This window comes from Thermus albus, from assembly GCF_022760855.1.
Classification (GTDB): domain Bacteria; phylum Deinococcota; class Deinococci; order Deinococcales; family Thermaceae; genus Thermus; species Thermus albus.
The window spans coordinates 301,549-318,518 of record NZ_JAKTNR010000001.1 but is presented as its reverse complement, the minus strand read 5'-3'; the positions used below and the strand labels follow the sequence as shown (position 1 = coordinate 318,518).

Annotated in this window: 14 protein-coding genes; 8 read left to right on the top strand and 6 right to left on the bottom strand. The window is 63.2% G+C overall.

The window, feature by feature from the left end; translation table 11 throughout:
- Positions 1-6 precede the first annotated feature (6 nt).
- Positions 7-948, top strand: a complete 942-nt coding sequence (locus L0D18_RS01610; protein WP_243026931.1) for an electron transfer flavoprotein subunit alpha/FixB family protein — start codon at positions 7-9, stop codon at positions 946-948.
- Positions 949-1,016: 68 nt separating this feature from the next.
- Here L0D18_RS01610 and L0D18_RS01605 read toward each other — a convergent pair whose 3' ends face one another.
- Positions 1,017-1,445 carry a hypothetical protein gene (locus tag L0D18_RS01605; protein ID WP_243026930.1) on the bottom strand — a complete coding sequence of 143 codons (429 nt, stop codon included), beginning with the start codon at positions 1,443-1,445 and terminating at the stop codon, positions 1,017-1,019.
- A 73-nt stretch (positions 1,446-1,518) separates the two neighbouring features.
- On the opposite strand from L0D18_RS01605, the gene L0D18_RS01600 reads away from it, so the two are divergent.
- From L0D18_RS01600 to L0D18_RS01585, 4 genes are all read left to right on the top strand, one after another.
- Positions 1,519-3,084 carry an acyl-CoA carboxylase subunit beta gene (locus L0D18_RS01600; protein WP_243026928.1) on the top strand — a complete coding sequence of 522 codons (1,566 nt, stop codon included), beginning with the start codon at positions 1,519-1,521 and terminating at the stop codon, positions 3,082-3,084.
- Positions 3,085-3,122: 38 nt separating this feature from the next.
- Positions 3,123-3,641: a helix-turn-helix transcriptional regulator gene (locus L0D18_RS01595; protein WP_243026927.1), complete on the top strand. Its 519-nt coding sequence runs from the start codon at positions 3,123-3,125 to the stop codon at positions 3,639-3,641.
- A 155-nt stretch (positions 3,642-3,796) separates the two neighbouring features.
- Positions 3,797-5,296 carry a hypothetical protein gene (locus L0D18_RS01590; protein WP_243026925.1) on the top strand — a complete coding sequence of 500 codons (1,500 nt, stop codon included), beginning with the start codon at positions 3,797-3,799 and terminating at the stop codon, positions 5,294-5,296.
- 56 nt (positions 5,297-5,352) lie between these two features.
- A complete protein-coding gene (locus L0D18_RS01585) occupies positions 5,353-6,021 on the top strand; it encodes a uracil-DNA glycosylase (protein ID WP_243026924.1) in 669 nt (222 codons plus the stop codon).
- On the opposite strand, the gene polX is transcribed toward L0D18_RS01585, so the two are convergent.
- On the bottom strand, positions 5,999-7,726 hold the full coding sequence (gene polX / locus L0D18_RS01580) for a DNA polymerase/3'-5' exonuclease PolX (protein ID WP_243026922.1): 1,728 nt from the start codon (positions 7,724-7,726) through the stop codon (positions 5,999-6,001). The two genes, L0D18_RS01585 and polX, sit on opposite strands and share 23 nt — an antisense overlap.
- 32 nt (positions 7,727-7,758) lie before the next feature.
- On the opposite strand from polX, the gene L0D18_RS01575 reads away from it, so the two are divergent.
- Positions 7,759-8,007 carry an HTH domain-containing protein gene (locus tag L0D18_RS01575; RefSeq protein ID WP_243026920.1) on the top strand — a complete coding sequence of 83 codons (249 nt, stop codon included), beginning with the start codon at positions 7,759-7,761 and terminating at the stop codon, positions 8,005-8,007.
- Here the strand turns inward: L0D18_RS01575 and L0D18_RS01570 are convergent.
- Both L0D18_RS01570 and nifJ read right to left on the bottom strand, forming a co-directional pair.
- Positions 7,973-8,971 carry a dihydroorotate dehydrogenase-like protein gene (locus tag L0D18_RS01570; protein WP_243026918.1) on the bottom strand — a complete coding sequence of 333 codons (999 nt, stop codon included), beginning with the start codon at positions 8,969-8,971 and terminating at the stop codon, positions 7,973-7,975. The two genes, L0D18_RS01575 and L0D18_RS01570, sit on opposite strands and share 35 nt — an antisense overlap.
- A 15-nt stretch (positions 8,972-8,986) precedes the next feature.
- Positions 8,987-12,490, bottom strand: coding sequence for a pyruvate:ferredoxin (flavodoxin) oxidoreductase (nifJ, locus tag L0D18_RS01565; protein ID WP_243026916.1), 3,504 nt, complete (start codon positions 12,488-12,490; stop codon positions 8,987-8,989).
- Positions 12,491-12,565: 75 nt separating this feature from the next.
- Here nifJ and L0D18_RS11850 point away from each other — a divergent pair, with 75 nt between their 5' ends.
- Together L0D18_RS11850 and L0D18_RS01560 are read left to right on the top strand one after the other, a co-directional pair.
- Positions 12,566-12,700, top strand: a complete 135-nt coding sequence (locus L0D18_RS11850; protein WP_279232073.1) for a hypothetical protein — start codon at positions 12,566-12,568, stop codon at positions 12,698-12,700.
- Between the two features lie 32 nt (positions 12,701-12,732).
- Positions 12,733-13,959 (top strand): aminopeptidase, encoded by a 1,227-nt coding sequence (locus L0D18_RS01560; RefSeq protein ID WP_243026913.1) that lies wholly within the window; start codon positions 12,733-12,735, stop codon positions 13,957-13,959.
- Positions 13,960-14,058: 99 nt separating this feature from the next.
- Here L0D18_RS01560 and L0D18_RS01555 read toward each other — a convergent pair whose 3' ends face one another.
- Positions 14,059-15,297 (bottom strand): aminotransferase class I/II-fold pyridoxal phosphate-dependent enzyme, encoded by a 1,239-nt coding sequence (locus L0D18_RS01555; RefSeq protein WP_243026911.1) that lies wholly within the window; start codon positions 15,295-15,297, stop codon positions 14,059-14,061.
- A 44-nt stretch (positions 15,298-15,341) separates the two neighbouring features.
- Entirely contained in the window at positions 15,342-16,871 is a 1,530-nt protein-coding gene (locus L0D18_RS01550; protein ID WP_243026909.1) for a cation:proton antiporter domain-containing protein, read from the bottom strand.
- Between the last annotated feature and the right edge of the window lie 99 nt (positions 16,872-16,970).

Sequence of the window (16,970 nt, the reverse complement as noted above, 5' to 3'; positions counted from 1 at the left end):
GCAGGCATGATTCTGGTTGTCCTGGACCACGACGGCACCAAGTTGCGCAAGGGGAGCCTCGAGGCCCTGACCCGGGCCCGCACCCTGGCCCAAGCCTTGGGGGAGAAGGTGGCAGGGGTGCTCCTTGCCGAAGCAGGAGCCCCTTTAGAAGAAGCCAGAGGGTACGTGGAAACCCTATACGTGGCGGAGCTCGGCCCCTACACCGCTGAGAAATGGGCGGCAGGGATTCTGGAAGCGGCCAAGGGGGGGGTGAAGGCCATCGTGGCCCCTTCATCCAGGCAAAGCCGCGCCTACATGGGCCGGGTGGCCTACGCCTTGAAGGCCGGGCTTCTGGAGGACACCCTGGAGTCCTGGGCGGAAGGAGGCGAGGTCTACGCCATCCGCTACGCCTACCTGAACCGGGTGACCCAGAAGGTCAAAAGCGCGCCCCCAGTGGCCCTCACCGTCAAGCCCAACACCACCCCCCTGGCCGAACCCTTGGGCCAAGGGGGAGAGGTGGTGGCCCTCCAGGTACCCCCGGTGGCCACGGTGGAGGTATTGGAGAGGGTCCAGGAGGAGAAGAAGGGGGTATCCCTTACCGAAGCGGACGTGGTGGTCACGGGCGGCCGGGGCATGGGCAGCGCCGAGGCCTTTAAGCTGGTGGAGGAACTCGCCGCCCTTTTAGGTGGAGCCGTGGGGGCCACCCGGGCGGTGGTGGATGCCGGCTGGCGGCCTTATGGGGAGCAGGTGGGCCAGACGGGGAAAACCGTCCAACCTACCCTCTACATTGCCCTCGGGGTTTCCGGAGCGGTGCAGCACCTGGCGGGAATGAATAAGAGCAAGTACATTGTGGCGGTGAACAAGGACCCCGAGGCCCCCATCTTCAAGCACGCGGACTACGGGATTGTGGGGGATGTGCACCAGGTGCTTCCGGCCCTGATCGGCGCCGTTAAGAAACTTAAGGACTGAGCTTCCCCCGATTCTCCGATTCTGTAGGAAAAGGCGGGCAGGGAGTTCCCTGCCCGCTTGGCCTCTAGCTACTCCTTCTTGGGAGGAGGTGCCCCCTCATCCTCCATGCGGGAGGCCTCGAGGTTCTCCTGGGGAGGTGGGGTCTCCTGGGCCTCACCCTCCTTCTTCCCCCGGTTACCCCTGAGGAGCTGCAACAAGAAGAAAAGGAGCACCGCTACCACCACCACCCCAAGGGCATAGGGCCAAGCGGGGGCGCTGGGCGCACCCGGCACCTCGGGCAGGGAAAGAGGCGGGGCCGGGGCCTTGAAAACCTCCTCCTCCAGCTTACCCACCCGCTCCCCCAAGGCTTTCAGGGCTTGTTCCTGGACCTGGACCCGGTTGGCCAGGGCGGTCACCTGGCCCTCGAGGGCCCGGAGGCGGGCGTAGCCCTGGTAACCAGCCCAGGCTACCAATAGGACGACCACCAACAGGAAGACCAGGCTCAACCAACGCCTCATTCCTCGTCACCTCCTCCGCCGGGCCCGTTATTACAGGAGCAAACCCGGCTTCTTAGTATATCATGCGGCCAGTATGGCCGATAACGCCAAACTTATCCTGGACGAGCTCTTAGCTGAGCTGGAGGAGAGGCGGAAAAAAATCCTTCTGGGTGGCGGAGAGGAACGCATTAAAAAGCAGCACCAGCAGGGGAAGCTCACGGCCCGAGAACGCATAGACTACCTCCTGGACCCGGGGAGTTTCGTGGAACTCATGCCCTTCGCCGAGCACCTGGAAACCGGGCTCATGGAAGGTATTGAGGCCCCTGCCGATGGGGTGGTAACCGGGTATGGCACCATCGGCGGCCGCTTGGTCTTCGTCTTCAGCCAGGACTTCACCGTCTTAGGGGGCTCCTTGGGCAAGATGCACGGGCGTAAGATTGCCAGCCTAATGGACCTAGCGGCCAAGGTGGGAGCGCCCATCATCGGACTCAACGACTCCGCTGGGGCCCGCATCCAGGAGGGGGTGGATAGCCTTTCCGGCTACGGGGAGGTCTTCTACCGCAACGCTGTTTATTCCGGCGTGGTGCCCCAGATCTCGGCCATCCTGGGCCCTTGCGCGGGGGGGGCGGTGTATAGCCCGGCCATGACCGATTTCATCCTCATGAGCCGGGGGACCAGCTACATGTTCATCACCGGCCCCGAGGTCATCAAGAGCGTGACCCGGGAGGAGGTGAGCTTTGAGGCGCTGGGGGGGGCGGATGTGCACATGGAAAAGAGCGGGGTGGCCCACCTCGAGGGGCAAAACGACCAGGAGGTCCTGGACCTTATCAAAAAGCTTCTTTCTTACCTGCCGCAAAACAGCCGGGAGAAACCCCCCGTGGTAGAACCCCAAGACGACCCCTTCCGCCCCACCCCCGAGCTGCTAGACATCGTCCACCCCGATGCGAAAAGGCCCTACAACATGCACCAGGTCATCAGAACCCTCTTGGATGGCGAGGAGTTTCTGGAGATCCAGCCCGGCTTTGCCCGGAACATCATCGTGGGCCTGGGCCGCCTGGGAGGGTATCCCGTGGGGATCGTGGCCAACAACCCCCGCTTTATGGCGGGAGCCCTAGATATCAATGCCTCCGACAAGGCGGCCCGCTTCATCCGCACCATGGATGCCTTCAACATCCCCATCCTGACCCTGGTGGACGTGACCGGCTTCCTGCCTGGGGTGGCCCAGGAGCACGGGGGCATCATCCGCCACGGGGCCAAGATGCTCTTCGCCTACGCCGAGGCCACGGTACCCAAGATCACCCTCATCGCCCGCAAGGCCTACGGCGGGGCCTACCTGGCCATGAACTCCAAGGACATGGGGGCGGATGTGGTCCTGGCCTGGCCCACGGCGGCGGTGGCGGTGATGGGGGCCGAGGGAGCCGCCAACATCATCTACCGCAAGGAGATTCAATCCTCCCCCAACCCCGAGGAAACCCGCCGGCGGAAGATTGAAGAGTACCGCCAGGCCTTTGACAACCCCTGGGTGGCCGCGGGAAGGGGCTACATAGATGATGTCATAGACCCCGCCCACACCCGGCGCCTTCTCTACCAGCACCTGAGGATGCTTTGGGAGAAGAAGGAAGAGCGGCCCTTTAAGAAGCACGACAACATCCCGCTTTAGAGTCCTTTAGGGCACCAGGGGTAAAATGAGACCCAAGTATGGTCCGGGTCTGGATTGACCTTACCCTAGCTAGCCAACGGGAGGCTCTGGCCGAAGCCCTTCAGGCCCGGGAATTCCAGGTGGTGGACCACCCCTTGGCGGCCCAGGTGGGCCTGGTGGAAGCCGGCTGGGAGGTTCCCCTGCCCCCGCCTCTCCCTTCCCTGGTTCTACTCAGGAGCCGGGAACAGGCGGCGGAGGCCCTCAAACTGGGCTATAAGGGTTACCTTTACCCGGAACAGGGCCTCGAGGTCCTGGCCCAGGCCTTGCGGAAGGTGGCCGAGGGCGAGGCCTGGGCGGAAAGGCGGGTAGTGGCCACCTTGGTGGGAGAGCCTACCCCGCAACTTTCCCCTCGGGAAAGGGAGGTGGCGGCCCTAGCCGCCTTAGGCCTCAGCAATAAGGAGATCGCCAAGGAGCTGGGGATCTCCGAGCGCACAGTCAAGGCCCATCTCTCCGCCGTGTTCCAAAAGGCAGGGATCAAGCGGCGAAGCCAACTGGCCCACATCCGGTTTCTCACCTAGACTTTCCGGCTCCCTGGTAGTAGTACTTTTTTTTCACATGAATTAGGCCAAAGGAGCGTTGGCCTCCTCTTGGAAGGTTACTAAGCTAAGGGTGAAAGGAGGTCTTTATGCGGCATACTAGGTTATGGTTTAGGTGGGGAGTTCCTTTGGGGGCGGTGCTGCTCCTGATCCTTTCCGCATGCGGCGGGCAGACCAATAAGGCCCCCCTAAGCCCCGCCACGGCGGTGAACCGGCAGGTGGTTACCTATCCCGATTGGAAAGCGGGAAGCGCCGAGGCGGAATGCACGCAGGCAGGGGTGGTCTTTGACGGAGCCTATAAGGTAGACCCACCGGTTAGCGGTACCTACACCGTGGACGCTTACGGCAACACCATCACCCCCACCTTCTCCGGCGATGGCAAGTACGTGGATTGGAGCTCCACCTTGGGCATGACCGCGGTGATCGTCAAGGGAGGTCCAGGGGCCAATGTGTACGTCTATGATCCCCCGGCTACCTCCGATAGTGGCCTGCACGCTCCTCCCAACCAAGGCGGAAACATTCCGACAATCAGCCATGTGACCTTCTGCTTCCAGTATCGTCTGAACGTGAGCAAAACCGCCACCACCACCTATACCCGCCAGTACTTCTGGGAGATTCGCAAGACCGGGGATCAAACGGAGCTCACCTTGAGTCCCGGCCAGGTCTTCCCAGTGAACTACCAGGTACAGGTAGGGGTTGTCCGCTATGAGGACCGGGACTTCGCCGTACAGGGCACCATCGTCATCCAGAACAATACCCCCATCACCTTCGTGGTGCAAAGCGTCTCCGACGTGGTTTCGCCCGACATCGTCGCCAACGTAGCCTGCGGGGAGCTTCCCCGCACCCTGGCCCCTGGAGCGAGCATGAGCTGCACCTACAGCGCCAGCCTGCCCAACAAGGATAGCCGCACCAACACCGCCACCGTCGCCTACGTGCGCCAAGGCCAGGAGCAGGTGCGCACCGCCACCGCCACAGCCCCCGTTACCTTCAATGGCCCCACCACCTTGGTGGATAACCAGGTGTCGGTCAGCGACGACAAGTACGGCCCCCTGGGCACTGTGAGCGCGGACGAAGCCCCCAAGACCCTCACCTACAGCCTGAACGTGGGGCCCTACCCGTGTGAGAGCCAGGACACGTACCACACCTTCACCAACACCGCCACCTTTACCACCAACACCACCGGCACCACGGGCTCCTCCAGCTGGACCGTAAGGGTTCGGGTACCGGCTTGCCAGATGGGCTGCACCCTCACCCAGGGCTACTGGAAGACCCACACCCGGTACGGGCCGGCCAAGCCCCGGGACGACACCTGGGACCAGATCCAGCCTAGCGGCGAGGACACCCTGTTCTTCTCCTCCGGCAAGACCTACTACCAGGTCCTCTGGACCTCACCCTCGGGCGGCAACCCGTACTACCAGCTGGCCCACCAGTACATCGCCGCCAAGCTGAACGTGCTGAAGGGGGCCTACGCTCCACCTGAGGTGCTGGCAGCCATCGCCTGGGCGGAGAACTTCTTCAACACCTACACACCCTCATCTAACTTCACCAAGACCCTCAGCAACCAGGCCCGTTCCTACGCCAGCCTCCTGGGCCAGTACAACGAGGGCTATATCGGCCCCGGGCACTGCAGCGAGTAGGCTTTGGGCTTTGGACCTAGCCCCCGCCCCCCGGCGGGGGTTAGGCTTATAGGCCGATGGAAGCCACGTGGGACACCTTCCAAAAGGAACTTGCCTCCTGCAGCCGTTGCCCTAGGTTGGTGGCCCATCGGGAGGCGGTGGGGCGGGAGAAACGCCGGGCCTATCGGGATTGGACCTACTGGGCCAAGCCCGTCCCCGGCTTCGGGGACCCAAAGGCGCGCCTGGTTCTTTTCGGCCTGGCCCCGGGAGCCCATGGTTCCAACCGCACGGGCCGCCCCTTCACCGGGGATGCCTCGGGCGCCTTCCTCTATCCCCTTCTTTACCAGGCGGGCCTCTCCAACCAACCCCAAAGCGAACCCGGGGACGAGCTAAGGCTTTTTGGCGTCTACCTTACCGCCGCCGTGCGCTGCGCCCCGCCGGACAACAAGCCCACCCGGGAGGAGCTCCAGACCTGTAGCGCCTGGACCCGGATGGAGCTCGGTCTCCTCCGGGAGGCCCGGGTCTACCTGGCCCTGGGCCGGATCGCCCTCGAGGCCCTCCTGGACCACTTCGGGCGGAAAAGGAGCGCCCATCCCTTTTTCCACGGGGCCCACTACCCCTTGCCCGATGGCCGGCACCTCCTCGCCAGCTACCACGTCTCTCGGCAGAACACGCAAACGGGCCGGCTCACCCGGGAGATGTTTCTGGACATACTCCTACAGGCTAAAGACCTCGCCGGGCTTTGAGCCAGGCGGTTAACTCCGCGTAAGGGAGGACATTCAAAACCCGCTCGGGTCCAATCCAAGCCCTTTGGGCCGTGCCCACCGCAAGCTCCATGAAGCGCAGGTGCTCCACCTGGTGGGCATCCGTGGAGAGGCTAATCCAAAGGCCCATGCCATAGGCCAAGCGCGCCAGGTCGTCGGGGAGGTCCATGCGGTCATAGTAACCGTCGATCTCCACCGCCACCCCCTTCTCCTTGGCCTTGCGCAAAATGGCCTCCCAATCAGCCTCTATAGGGGCCCGCCGGCCGATGAGCCTGGCGGTGGGGTGGGCCAGGACATGGACAAAAGAGTTCTCCAGGGCCTTTAGGATGCGCTTGGTCTGCTCTGCCTTGGAGAGCTTAAAACCCGAGTGGATGGAGATGAGCACCAGGTCCAGTTCCCTTAACACCCAATCGGGGTAGTCCAAGGTGCCATCGGGCCTTATGTCCACCTCGGCCCCCGCCAGGAGGTAGGGGGGCCCATGGGTCTCGTTGAAGCGGCGGATGGTTTCTATCCGCCTTAAGGCCTCCTCCGGGGAGGGCCCCCCCGCCACCCGCACCGCCGGGGAGTGGTCCGTCACCCCCAGGTACTGGTAGCCCAAGCCCCTGGCCGCCTGCCAAAGCTCCTCCAGGCTGTTTTGCCCATCGGAGTAGGTGGAGTGCACCTGCAGATCCCCCTGGATCTGGGAAAGCTCCAATAGCCTCGGAAGCTTCCCCCCAAGCGCCGCCTCTATCTCCCCCCGGTCCTCCCTCAGGGGAGGGGGAACAAAGGGAAGCCCCAAAGCCTCATAGACCCCCTCCTCCGTCTCCCCTGCCAGGCGCTTCTCCCCGCGGAAGACCCCGTACTCGGAAAGCTTCAGACCCCTCTCCTGGGCCAAGGAACGGAGCTTGATGGAGTGCTCCTTGCTTCCGGTGAGATACTGCAGCCCGGAGCCCCAACTCTCGGGCGGCACCACCCGGAGGTCCACCTGGAGGCCATTTTTAAGGAACACGGTGGCCCGCTCCTTGCCCTGAGCGTAGACCTCCTTCACCTGCGGAAGCTTCACAAAGGCCTTTACCACCTCCTCGCTCCTCTCGGTGGCCACCAGGTAGTCCAGGTCCCCCACGGTGTCCTTGTACCGCCGAGCGGACCCGCAAAGTTCCGCCCTCTCCACACCGGGCAGGGCTCGGATGGCGGCAAGAAGGTTCCGCGCCAAGGAAAGCACCGCCCCCAAGGGCCTGCGTTTACCCGCCACCTGCACCAAGGCCAGCCCCTCCCGGATCCTTTCCGCCTTTTTGGGGCCGAAGCCCTTAAGGCGAAGCAGATCTCCCCGATCCAGGGCTTCCCTTAGTTTTTCCAGGGAATCAATGCCCAGCTGGTCATAGAGCTGCCGGGCGGTCTTGGGCCCCACCCCGGGGACTTCCATCACCGCCAAGACCCCCCTTGGTACCTTGGCGGAAAGCTCCTGGTGCTTTTTAATCCTTCCCGTGGCTAGAAACTCCAGGATCTTCTCCGCCAGGTCGGGGCCGATTCCCGGCAGCGCCAGAAGGGCCTCCTTGCCCCCCTTGGCCACCTCTTCAATGGGGGTATCCAGGTCGTAAAGGGTGCGGGCAGCTTGGTAGTAGGCCCGGACCCGGAATGGGTTATCCCCCAAAAACTCGCTCATGAGCCCGATTTCCTCAAACAGGCGGGCGAGCTCCTGGTTCTTCATGCCCCCACTATACGGGTATACTGGGACTGCCCATGGCACCACCCGCCCGGTTTCGCAAGGCGGTGCTAAAGATGCTGAAGGAGGAAGGGAAGCCCCTCCACTACACGGAGATAGGCCGCCGCCTTAAGGATTCGGGGCTTTGGGCCCACGTTCGGGAACCGGAAAAGATCGCCAAGATCCAGCTCTCCGCCCTGGCCCGCTGGCATAGGAGCCCGGTGGTGGCCCTGGGCAAGGGCCTGTACGCCCTTAGGGAAGAAGGCGATACGAGCCCAGAACCTTAAGGTAGTTGGCCCGCTCAAAGGCTGCTGGCTCCGCCACCTTCTGGTAGCTCATCACCCCCCGCATCTCCGCCACGCTCGCGTACTCCTTCTCCTCCATGAAGGCCTTCAGCTCCTCCAGCACGGTGCGGAAGTGATGGGGGCCCTTTTCCAGGATGGCCGAGGTGATCATCACCACCTGGGCGCCGGCCAAAAGGCCCTTGATGGCTTCCCGGCCAGAGTGAACCCCCCCTGACAAGGCCAGGTCCAACCCAACCCGGCCATAGAGGAGGGCGATCCAATGGATACGCAAGAGGGCTTCGTAAGGGCGGGAAAGGCTCAAGGTGGGCACCACGGAGAGGGTTTCCAAGTCAAAATCGGGTTGGTAAAAACGGTTAAAGAGGACCAAGGCCTTAGCCCCCGTGCCCTCCACCCGCTTGGCAAAGTGGGCGAAGGCGCTGAAGGCGTGCCCCACCTTGACCGCCACCGGTAGCCCCACGCTTTCCACCACCGCCCGGATGGTATCCAGGTACATGGCCTCCACCTCGGCCCCGGATAAGGCGGGGTCGGTGGGGATGTAGTAAAGGTTGAGCTCTAGGGCGTTGGCCCCGGCTTCCTCTAAGAGGCTGGCGTATTCCACCCAACCCCCACGGCTTATCCCGTTCAGGCTGGCGATGATGGGGACGGAAACCCGTTCCTTGGCCCGGGAGAGGAGATCCAGATAGCGCTCTGGGGTCAGGCGGTACTCGTGGGCTCGAGGAAAGTAGGAAAGGGCCTCGGCGTAGCTCTCGTGGCCATAGTGCAGGTAGTGGTCCAGCAGCTCCTCCTCGAGGGTCACCTGCTCCTCAAAGAGGGAGTGCATCACGATGGCCGCCGCCCCCCCATCCTCCAGGCGCAAAAACCCATCCAGCTTTTCCGTGAGGGGCGAGGCGGAAGCCACCAAGGGGTGCTCCAGCTTTAGCCCCATATAGGTGGTGCTGAGGTCCATACCCTCCTCCTCCCTCTAGCTTGGCACAATCTCCTTACCCGCCATGCGGGTAAGCCTCTCCCACCTTTCCCGCACCGCTTCTTCCGCTAGCCTTAAAAAGGCTTCCGCTCCCTCGGGGTGGGTTTGCAGGAGGAGCCGGTAACGGTTTTCCGCATAGAGGTATTCCCGCAAGGGTAGGGTGGGAGGCTTGGAATCCAGGACCAATCCCTGTCCGGGAATGTATCGGAAAAGCGGCCAGTACCCGGTGCGCTCGGCCAGCCTTTGGTGTTCCATACCCTTGGCCATGTCAATGCCGTGGGCGATGCAGTGGCTGTAGGCGATGAGAAGGGCCGGTCCCTTATGGGCCTCGGCCTCGAGGAAGGCCTTCACCGTGTGGGCATCGTTAGCCCCCATGGCGATCTGGGCCACGTACACGTGACCGTAGCTCATGGCCATGAAGGCCAGGTCCTTCTTGGGGGTGGGCTTGCCGGCAGCGGCGAACTTGGCCACAGCCCCTAGGCCCGTGGCCTTGGAGGCCTGCCCGCCCGTGTTGGAGTACACCTCGGTATCCAAGACCAGAACCTTCACGTTGGCCCCGCTGGAGAGGACATGGTCCAAGCCCCCGTAGCCGATGTCGTAAGCCCAGCCATCCCCCCCCACGATCCAGACGGAATGGGGGATAAGGGCGTCGGCAACCGCCAGAAGGTCCTTAGCCTTAGGATCGTCCAGGCCCGTAAGCCTTTCCCTCAGCAGGGCCACATCCCGCCGCCTCTCCTCCACCCCCTCCGGCCCCACTTCCTGAAGGAGCCTATCCGTCAACCCCTGGCCCAGCAGGTGCTGGAAGCTCCTCAGAAGCCCTCTGGCGTACTCCGCCTTCTTATCCAAGGCCAGGCGCATGCCAAGCCCAAACTCCGCATTGTCCTCAAAGAGGGAGTTGGCCCAGGCCGGGCCCCGGCCTTCCCGGTTTTTGCTCCAGGGGGTGGTGGGAAGGTTCCCCCCGTAAATGGAACTGCATCCGGTGGCGTTGGCGATAAGGAGGCGGTCGCCAAAAAGCTGGGAAAGAAGCCTAAGGTAGGGGGTTTCCCCGCACCCCGCGCAAGCCCCAGGGAACTCAAACAAGGGCTCCAGAAGCTGCACATCCTTCACGGTGTGGAGTTTCAGGCCGGCCCTGGGTGTTTCCGGCAAGGAAAGGAAGAAGTCCCAGTGCCGGTTCATGGCCTCCCGCACCTCCAAGCGGGGAGCCAGGTTCAAGGCCTTGCGGCTTGGGTTTTGCTTATCCTTGGCGGGGCAGACCTCCACGCAAAGGGAGCACCCCGTGCAGTCGTCAGGGCTGATGGCTAGGGTGAACTCCCCAGAAAGCTCCTTCCACATGGCCTTCCTGTGGGGGAACCCCTCGGGTGCCTGGGCCAAGGCCTCTTCGGGCACCACCTTGGCCCGGATCACCGCGTGGGGACAGACCATGACGCACTTGCCGCATTGGATGCAAACCCCTGGGTCCCACGTGGGGATGAACTCCGCGATACCCCGCTTCTCATACCGGGCAGTGCCCGTGGGGTAGGTGCCATCGGGGGGAAAGGCGGAAACGGGCAAGGCGTCACCTAGGCCCAAGGCGATAGGCCCCAGGACATCCCGAACAAAGGCGGGGGGGTTCCCCACCATGGCGGGAAGCAGCCCCTTTTCCGAGGAAACCGTCTCCGGAATGGGAAGGGGCTCCACCGCCCGAAGGCCCAGCTCCACCGCCTGGAAGTTTTTTTCCAAAACTGACTTGCCCCGCTTACCGTAACTTTTCTCAATGCCCTTTTTGATGCGGGCCTCGGCCTCCTCCAAAGGCAGGATGCCGGAAAGCTTAAAGAAGGCCGCCTGCATGATCACGTTAATCCTTCCGGGAAGGCCCACTTTTCGGGCCAACTCGTAAGCGTTGACCACATAGACCCGGAGCTTTTTCCTGAGGATCTCCTCCTGAACAGGCCTTGGCAAGCGGTCCCAGACCTCCTCCTTGGGATAGGGGCTGTTGATGAGCACCGTGGCCCCCTCCTCAGCCAACTCCAGCATGGGCAGGCGCTCCAGGAAACCCCACTGGTGTATGCCCACAAAGTTGGCCTTCTGAATAAGGTAAGGCTTGTTCAAGGGATTGGGGCCAAAGCGCAGGTGGCTTACCGTGCGGGAACCCGACTTCTTGGAGTCGTAGACGAAGTAGCCCTGGGCGTAAAGGGGGGTTTCTTCCCCGATGATCTTGATGGTATTCTTGTTGGCGCTCACCGTACCGTCCGCCCCCAAGGCGTAGAAGACGGCCCGCACGGAGGCAGGGTCCTCAAAGTCCAGCTCGGGGTAGGAAAGACTCGTGCCTGTGAGATCGTCGACGATGCCCACGGTGAAGCCGTGGCGGGGCCGCTCCCCCTTGAGTTCCTCGTACACCCCCAAAGCCATGGCCGGGGTGAACTCCTTGGAGGAAAGCCCGTACCTGCCCCCCACCACAAGGGGTACCTCCCCACCCCTTAGGGCCAGGGCTGCCGCCACCTCCTGGAAGAGGGGCTCCCCCACGGCCCCGGGCTCCTTTCCCCGGTCCAAAACCGCCACCTTGCGCACCGTCTTGGGGAGGGCGGCCAAGAAGGCCTCCGCATGGAAGGGCCGGTAAAGGCGCACCCGCACCATCCCCACCCTTTCCCCTTGCTTCAGCAGGTGCTCCACCGCCTCCTCCACCGCCAGGGAGGCCGAGCCCATGACCACCACCACCCGCTCGGCCTCCGGGTGGCCCACGTACTCATAAGGGGCATAGCGGCGCCCGGTAACCTGGGCAAAATGCTCCATGGTTTCGGCCACCACCTGGGGCAGGCGCAGGTAGTAGCGGTTGATGGCTTCCCGGTTTTGGAAGTAGTGGTCGGGGTTTTGCGCCGTGCCCCGGATCACGGGATTTTCCGGGGTGAGGGCCCGTTGGCGGTAGGCCTCGAGGGCCCCAAAGGGGAAAAGGGCCTTCAGCTCCCGGTCGGAAAGGGGCAGGATCTTCTGCACTTCGTGGGAGGTGCGGAAACCGTCCATGGCGTGAAGCATGGGAAGGCTCGCCCTAAGGGCGATCAAGTGGGCCATGGCCGCCAGGTCCTGGGCCGCCTGGACGGATTCCGAAATCAAAATGGGCCACCCCGTGGCCCTCACCGCATACACGTCCTGGTGGTCCCCAAAGATGGAAAGGGCATGGGTGGCCAGGGCCCGGGCGGCCACGTGAATGACGCCTGGAAGGGCCTGGCCGGCGATCTTGTACATGTCGGGAATCATGAGGAGCAAGCCCTGGCTGGCGGTGAAGGTGGTGGCCAAAACCCCTTCCTGCAGGGCCCCGTGAAGGGCCCCTGCCGCCCCGCCCTCGGACTGCATCTCCACCACCCGGGGTACCAGCCCGAACAGGTTGGGTTCCCCCTTGGCTGCCCACTCGTCGCAAAGCTCCGCCATGGGGCTTGCCGGGGTGATGGGGTAAATGGCGATCACCTCGCTCAAACGGTAGGCTACCCGGGCCACCGCCTCGTTCCCGTCCACGGTAATGGGACGCATAGGCTCCACCTCTCCCCCACCATAACGCCCCTTGGGGTGAGGAATGTCCCACCCCTCCCGGTGTACCCTAGGAGCATGTCCATCCGGTATGCCTTGGTGGCTCTCTTCCTCCTGGCCGCCCTTCTTTTGGAAGCTTACCGGCCCCTATTTTTGCTGCTTTCCGGGCTTGCCCTCCTTCTTGGCAGGCTCAAAAGCTGCCCCCGGCCTTGACGGAACCCCTTCGGGAGGAAAGACTTGAGGGCGTGAGTGCTTTTCAGGAAAACCTAGAAAAGTTGGCCCATCTGGCCGTCCGAGTAGGGCTGAACCTTCAGCCGGGGCAGGAAGTTATCGCCACCGCCCCCATTGAGGCCGTGGATTTTGTCCGCCTCTTGGCAGAAAAAGCTTACCAGCACGGAGCAAGCCTCTTCACGGTCATCTACGGGGACAACGTGCTTTCCCGCAAGCGCCTTTCTCTGGCGCCAGAGGAAGGCTTGGACAAGGCCCCGGCCTGGCTCTATGAGGGCATGGCCAAGGCCTTCCGCGAGGGGGCTGCCCGGCTGGCGGTTTCCGGCAACGACCCCAAGGCCCTCGAGGGCCTTCCCCCAGACCGCATAGGCCGGGCCCAGCAGGCGCAAAGCCGGGCCTACAAGCCGGCCCTCGAGGCCATAAGCGAGTTCGTCACCAACTGGACCATCGTCCCCTTCGCTCACCCTGGCTGGGCCAAGGCGGTCTTTCCCCAGCTACCCGAGGAGGAGGCGGTGGCCCAACTCTGGCAGGCCATCTTCCAGGCCACCCGCGCGGATACCCTAGACCCCGTGGCCGCCTGGGAAGCCCATAACCGCTCCTTGCACCAGAAGGTGGCTTACCTGAACGAAAGGCGTTTCTCCGCTATCCACTTCCGAGGCCCAGGAACCGACTTGGTGGTGGGCCTGGCGGAAGGGCACCTCTGGCAAGGAGGGGCCACCCCCACCCAGAAGGGGCTTCTTTGCAATCCCAACCTACCCACGGAGGAGGTCTTCACCGCTCCCCATCGGGAACGGGTGGAAGGGATTGTGCGGGCCAGCCGCCCCTTGGCCTTGGGGGGCCAGCTGGTGGAGGGCATCTGGGCCCGCTTTGAGGGGGGGTATGCCGTGGAAGTGGGGGCGGAAAAGGGGCAGGAGGTTCTCCTTAAGGCCCTCTCCACCGACGAAGGCGCCCGGCGCCTGGGAGAGGTGGCCCTGGTGGCCGCCGACAACCCCATTGCCAGAACGGGCCTGGTTTTCTTTGACACCCTCTTTGACGAAAACGCCGCCAGCCACATTGCCTTTGGCCAAGCCTATGCCGAGAACCTCGAGGGCCACCCCTTGGGAGAAGAGTTCCTAAGGCGTGGGGGAAACCAGAGCCTGGTGCACATTGACTGGATGATTGGCTCGGAAGAGATGGACGTGGATGGGATTTTGGAAGAGGGAACCCGGATACCCCTGATGCGCAAAGGACTTTGGGTGGTCTAGGGCGGGTTGACCTGGATGGGAGGGGCTCTGGCCCCTCTTCTCCAGCTCACTTTATGTGCGTTTCTTCACGATAAAAGTTGCTTGTGCTTTCCCTCTCCCCTAAACAAAGGACAAGGCCCCCCTAAACCAGCCCACCAGGTCCTCCGCGTCCTCCAACCCCACGGAAACCCTTACCAGGCCAGGCGTAACCCCCGCCTGTAGCCGGCCCTCCTCGGACAGGCGGCTATGGGTGGTGGTCCACGGGTGAACGAGAAGGGTGCGAGCATCCCCCAGGTTGGCGGCCTTGGGCAAGGGAATGGCCCCTAAAAAGCGGCCTGCCGCCTCCTCACTTCCCAGGTCCAGGGTGAGTATGGGCCCCCCCGAGGCCAGGTACTTCCGGGCCATGGGGTAGGCTGGGTCCTGGGGCAAGCCAGGGTAACGAAGGGCTTGGATCTTGGGATGGCCCCTAAGAGCCTCCGCCAGATGCAGGGCCGTTTCGCTCATCCGCTTTACCCTGAGGGACACGGTCTCCAGGCCCTGGAAGAGAAGGTAGGCGTTGAAGGGGGATAGGGCCATACCCATAAGGGAAAGCCCCAGGGTGCGCACCCTTTCCGGGTAGCACCTAGGCCCCAAGGCCTCCCAGGGCACCTGGCCCCGGGCATCGGGCTCTAGAAACTGGGGGTAGTGCTGCCAGATCCCCGTCTCCCGCACCAAAACCGCCCCCCCCAGCACCGAGCCGTGGCCGCTCGCCCACTTGGTGAGGCTTTGTACCACCACGTGGGCTCCCCACCTTAGGGGCTTGGCCAGCGCCCCTGCGGCACCGAAGGTGTTGTCCACCACCAAGGCGATCCCCTTCTCCTCGGCCACGGAGGCCAGGCCCTCGAGGTCCGGCACGATCAGGGCAGGATTGGCCATGGTTTCCACGAAGATGGCCCGGGTACCCTCGGTAAGGGCCTCGCGAACCCGGTGGGGCTCGGGCTCCACATAGCGCACCCGTATCCCCCAAGGGGCCAAAACCTGCTGGAAAAGGCCAATGGTCTGGCCGAAAAGCCCCTTGGCCGCCACTACCTCATCCCCTGGACGGAGAAGCGCCATTAGGGCAGCGAACGTGGCCGCCTGCCCCGAGGCAAAAACCACCGCCTCCATGGCTCCCTCAAGGGCTTTAAGCCTATCCTCCAAGGCCTTGGCCGTGGGGTCCTTCTGCCGGGCGTAGACGTAGCCCTCCCCTGTGGCAAAGCGCCTGGCCCCTTCCTCCAGGGTCTTAAACCCGTAGGCGGCCACGGCATAGATGGGTAGCCCTACCGCCCCATACGGATCTTCCGGAAGGCCATGGAGCACCGCCAAGGTTTCGTACTCCATGCCCTTTAGTGTACCCCGCCTTCAGGGAGAAGGCATGCCCCCAACTAGGCTTCGCTTTTTTCCCAAACCCGCTCGGCGAGGCGCTCTCCCGCTTCCAAGAGGGGGTGGAACACCACGTCCACTCCAGCCTCTTTTAGAGGAGCGTCCTCTCCCGGGCTATAGCTCACCGCCCCCACCACGCCCCTAAAACCTTTGGCCCGCAAAGCCCGAGCAGCCCTTAAGCGGGCCTCGAGGTCGGGAAGGGCCAGGACCACCCCCTTAACCCCGTTCAGGTCCAACCCCTCCCACAAGGCCGGATCCTCGGCATCCCCATAGAGGACCCGCCGGCCCTTGGAACTGTGGTACTCCACCTTGGCCGGGTCGCTATCCAAACCCAAAACCCTTTCGCCCCTCCCCGCGAGAAAGCGATACGCCGCTGCCCCCGTCCGCCCCATGCCCACCACCAACCACCTCACCCCCAAGGCCCCTTGCGGTTCCTCGTCGGGGTGCAACCCGGGCCGTTCCCACCTTTCAAGCGAAAGTTTCCACCTTTCATGAAGGACATGGGCCTTCTGGATCACTAGAGCTCCTAGAAGGAAAGAGCCCCCCACCGCCAAGGCTACCGCCCCCACCCCTTGGGGCGTGAGCTGTCCCAAACCATAAAGAACCCCCGCCACCACCAGGCCAAACTCCGAATAGGTGCCCAAGCCCGCCCCCACCAGAAAAGCCGTGCGGGCCCTAAAGCCCTGGCGGACCAGGGGAAGGAAAAGAAAAACCGGCTTCAAACCTAGGAGAAGGAGAAGGACCAACCCTGCAAGGACCCCATCAGGTCCCACGGCCATCCCCGCCCAAATAAAAAAGGCCACCAAAAAGGTTTCCCTCAAGGCCCAAAGCCTTTCCGCCACCTCCCCTACCCCTGGATAACGGGATAACCCCAGGCCCATAAAAAGCGCCCCCAAAGCCTCCGGGGCCTGGAGGAAGCGGGCCAACTCCACCCCCAAAAGGGCCAACCCCACCCCTAAAAGAAGTTTCAGCTCGGCATTGGAGGCCAGATGAAAGAGGCGGGCCAACAGGGGACGCAACAAGGGGAAGGCCAGGACCAAAAAGCCTAAGGGCCCAACCCCCTGGAATCCCACCAGTATCAGCAAGGCTAGGGATACCACGTCCAAGAAAACCGAAATCCCGAGGGCCAGCTGCCCGTGCAACGCAGAAAGCTCCCCCTTGCCCTGAAGCACCCGGGCCAGGAGCACGGTGCTGGGATTGATGAAGGCCACAGCCAATACCAAAAGGGCCAGAGGATTTCGTACCAGCCCTAAAAGGTAAAGGGCTCCCACGAAGACCGGAAGCAAAAGGAGTTGAAACATCCCCGTAGCCCAAACCTCCCTGCGCGCTAGGCGTTCTAGGCGCAGACCTAGACCCACGGTGAAAAGCAAGAGGTAAACGCCTAGGTCCTTGAAGAACTCCAAAAGGGGATCCCCAGGAAAGCCCAGGAGCCTCAAACCCAACCCGATGCCGAGGTAACCCAGAAACGCCGGCAACCCCAGGCGCACCAACACCACCCCGGAAAGAAAGGCCAGGAGCAAAACACCGGGCACCCAAGACCCCCTATGCGGAAAAGAAGGGCCGTAAGCCCCCTTCGTCCCCCCAGTATAAGGAAGCTCAAAGCCCAACCAACTAGGCCAGCACGCAAACGG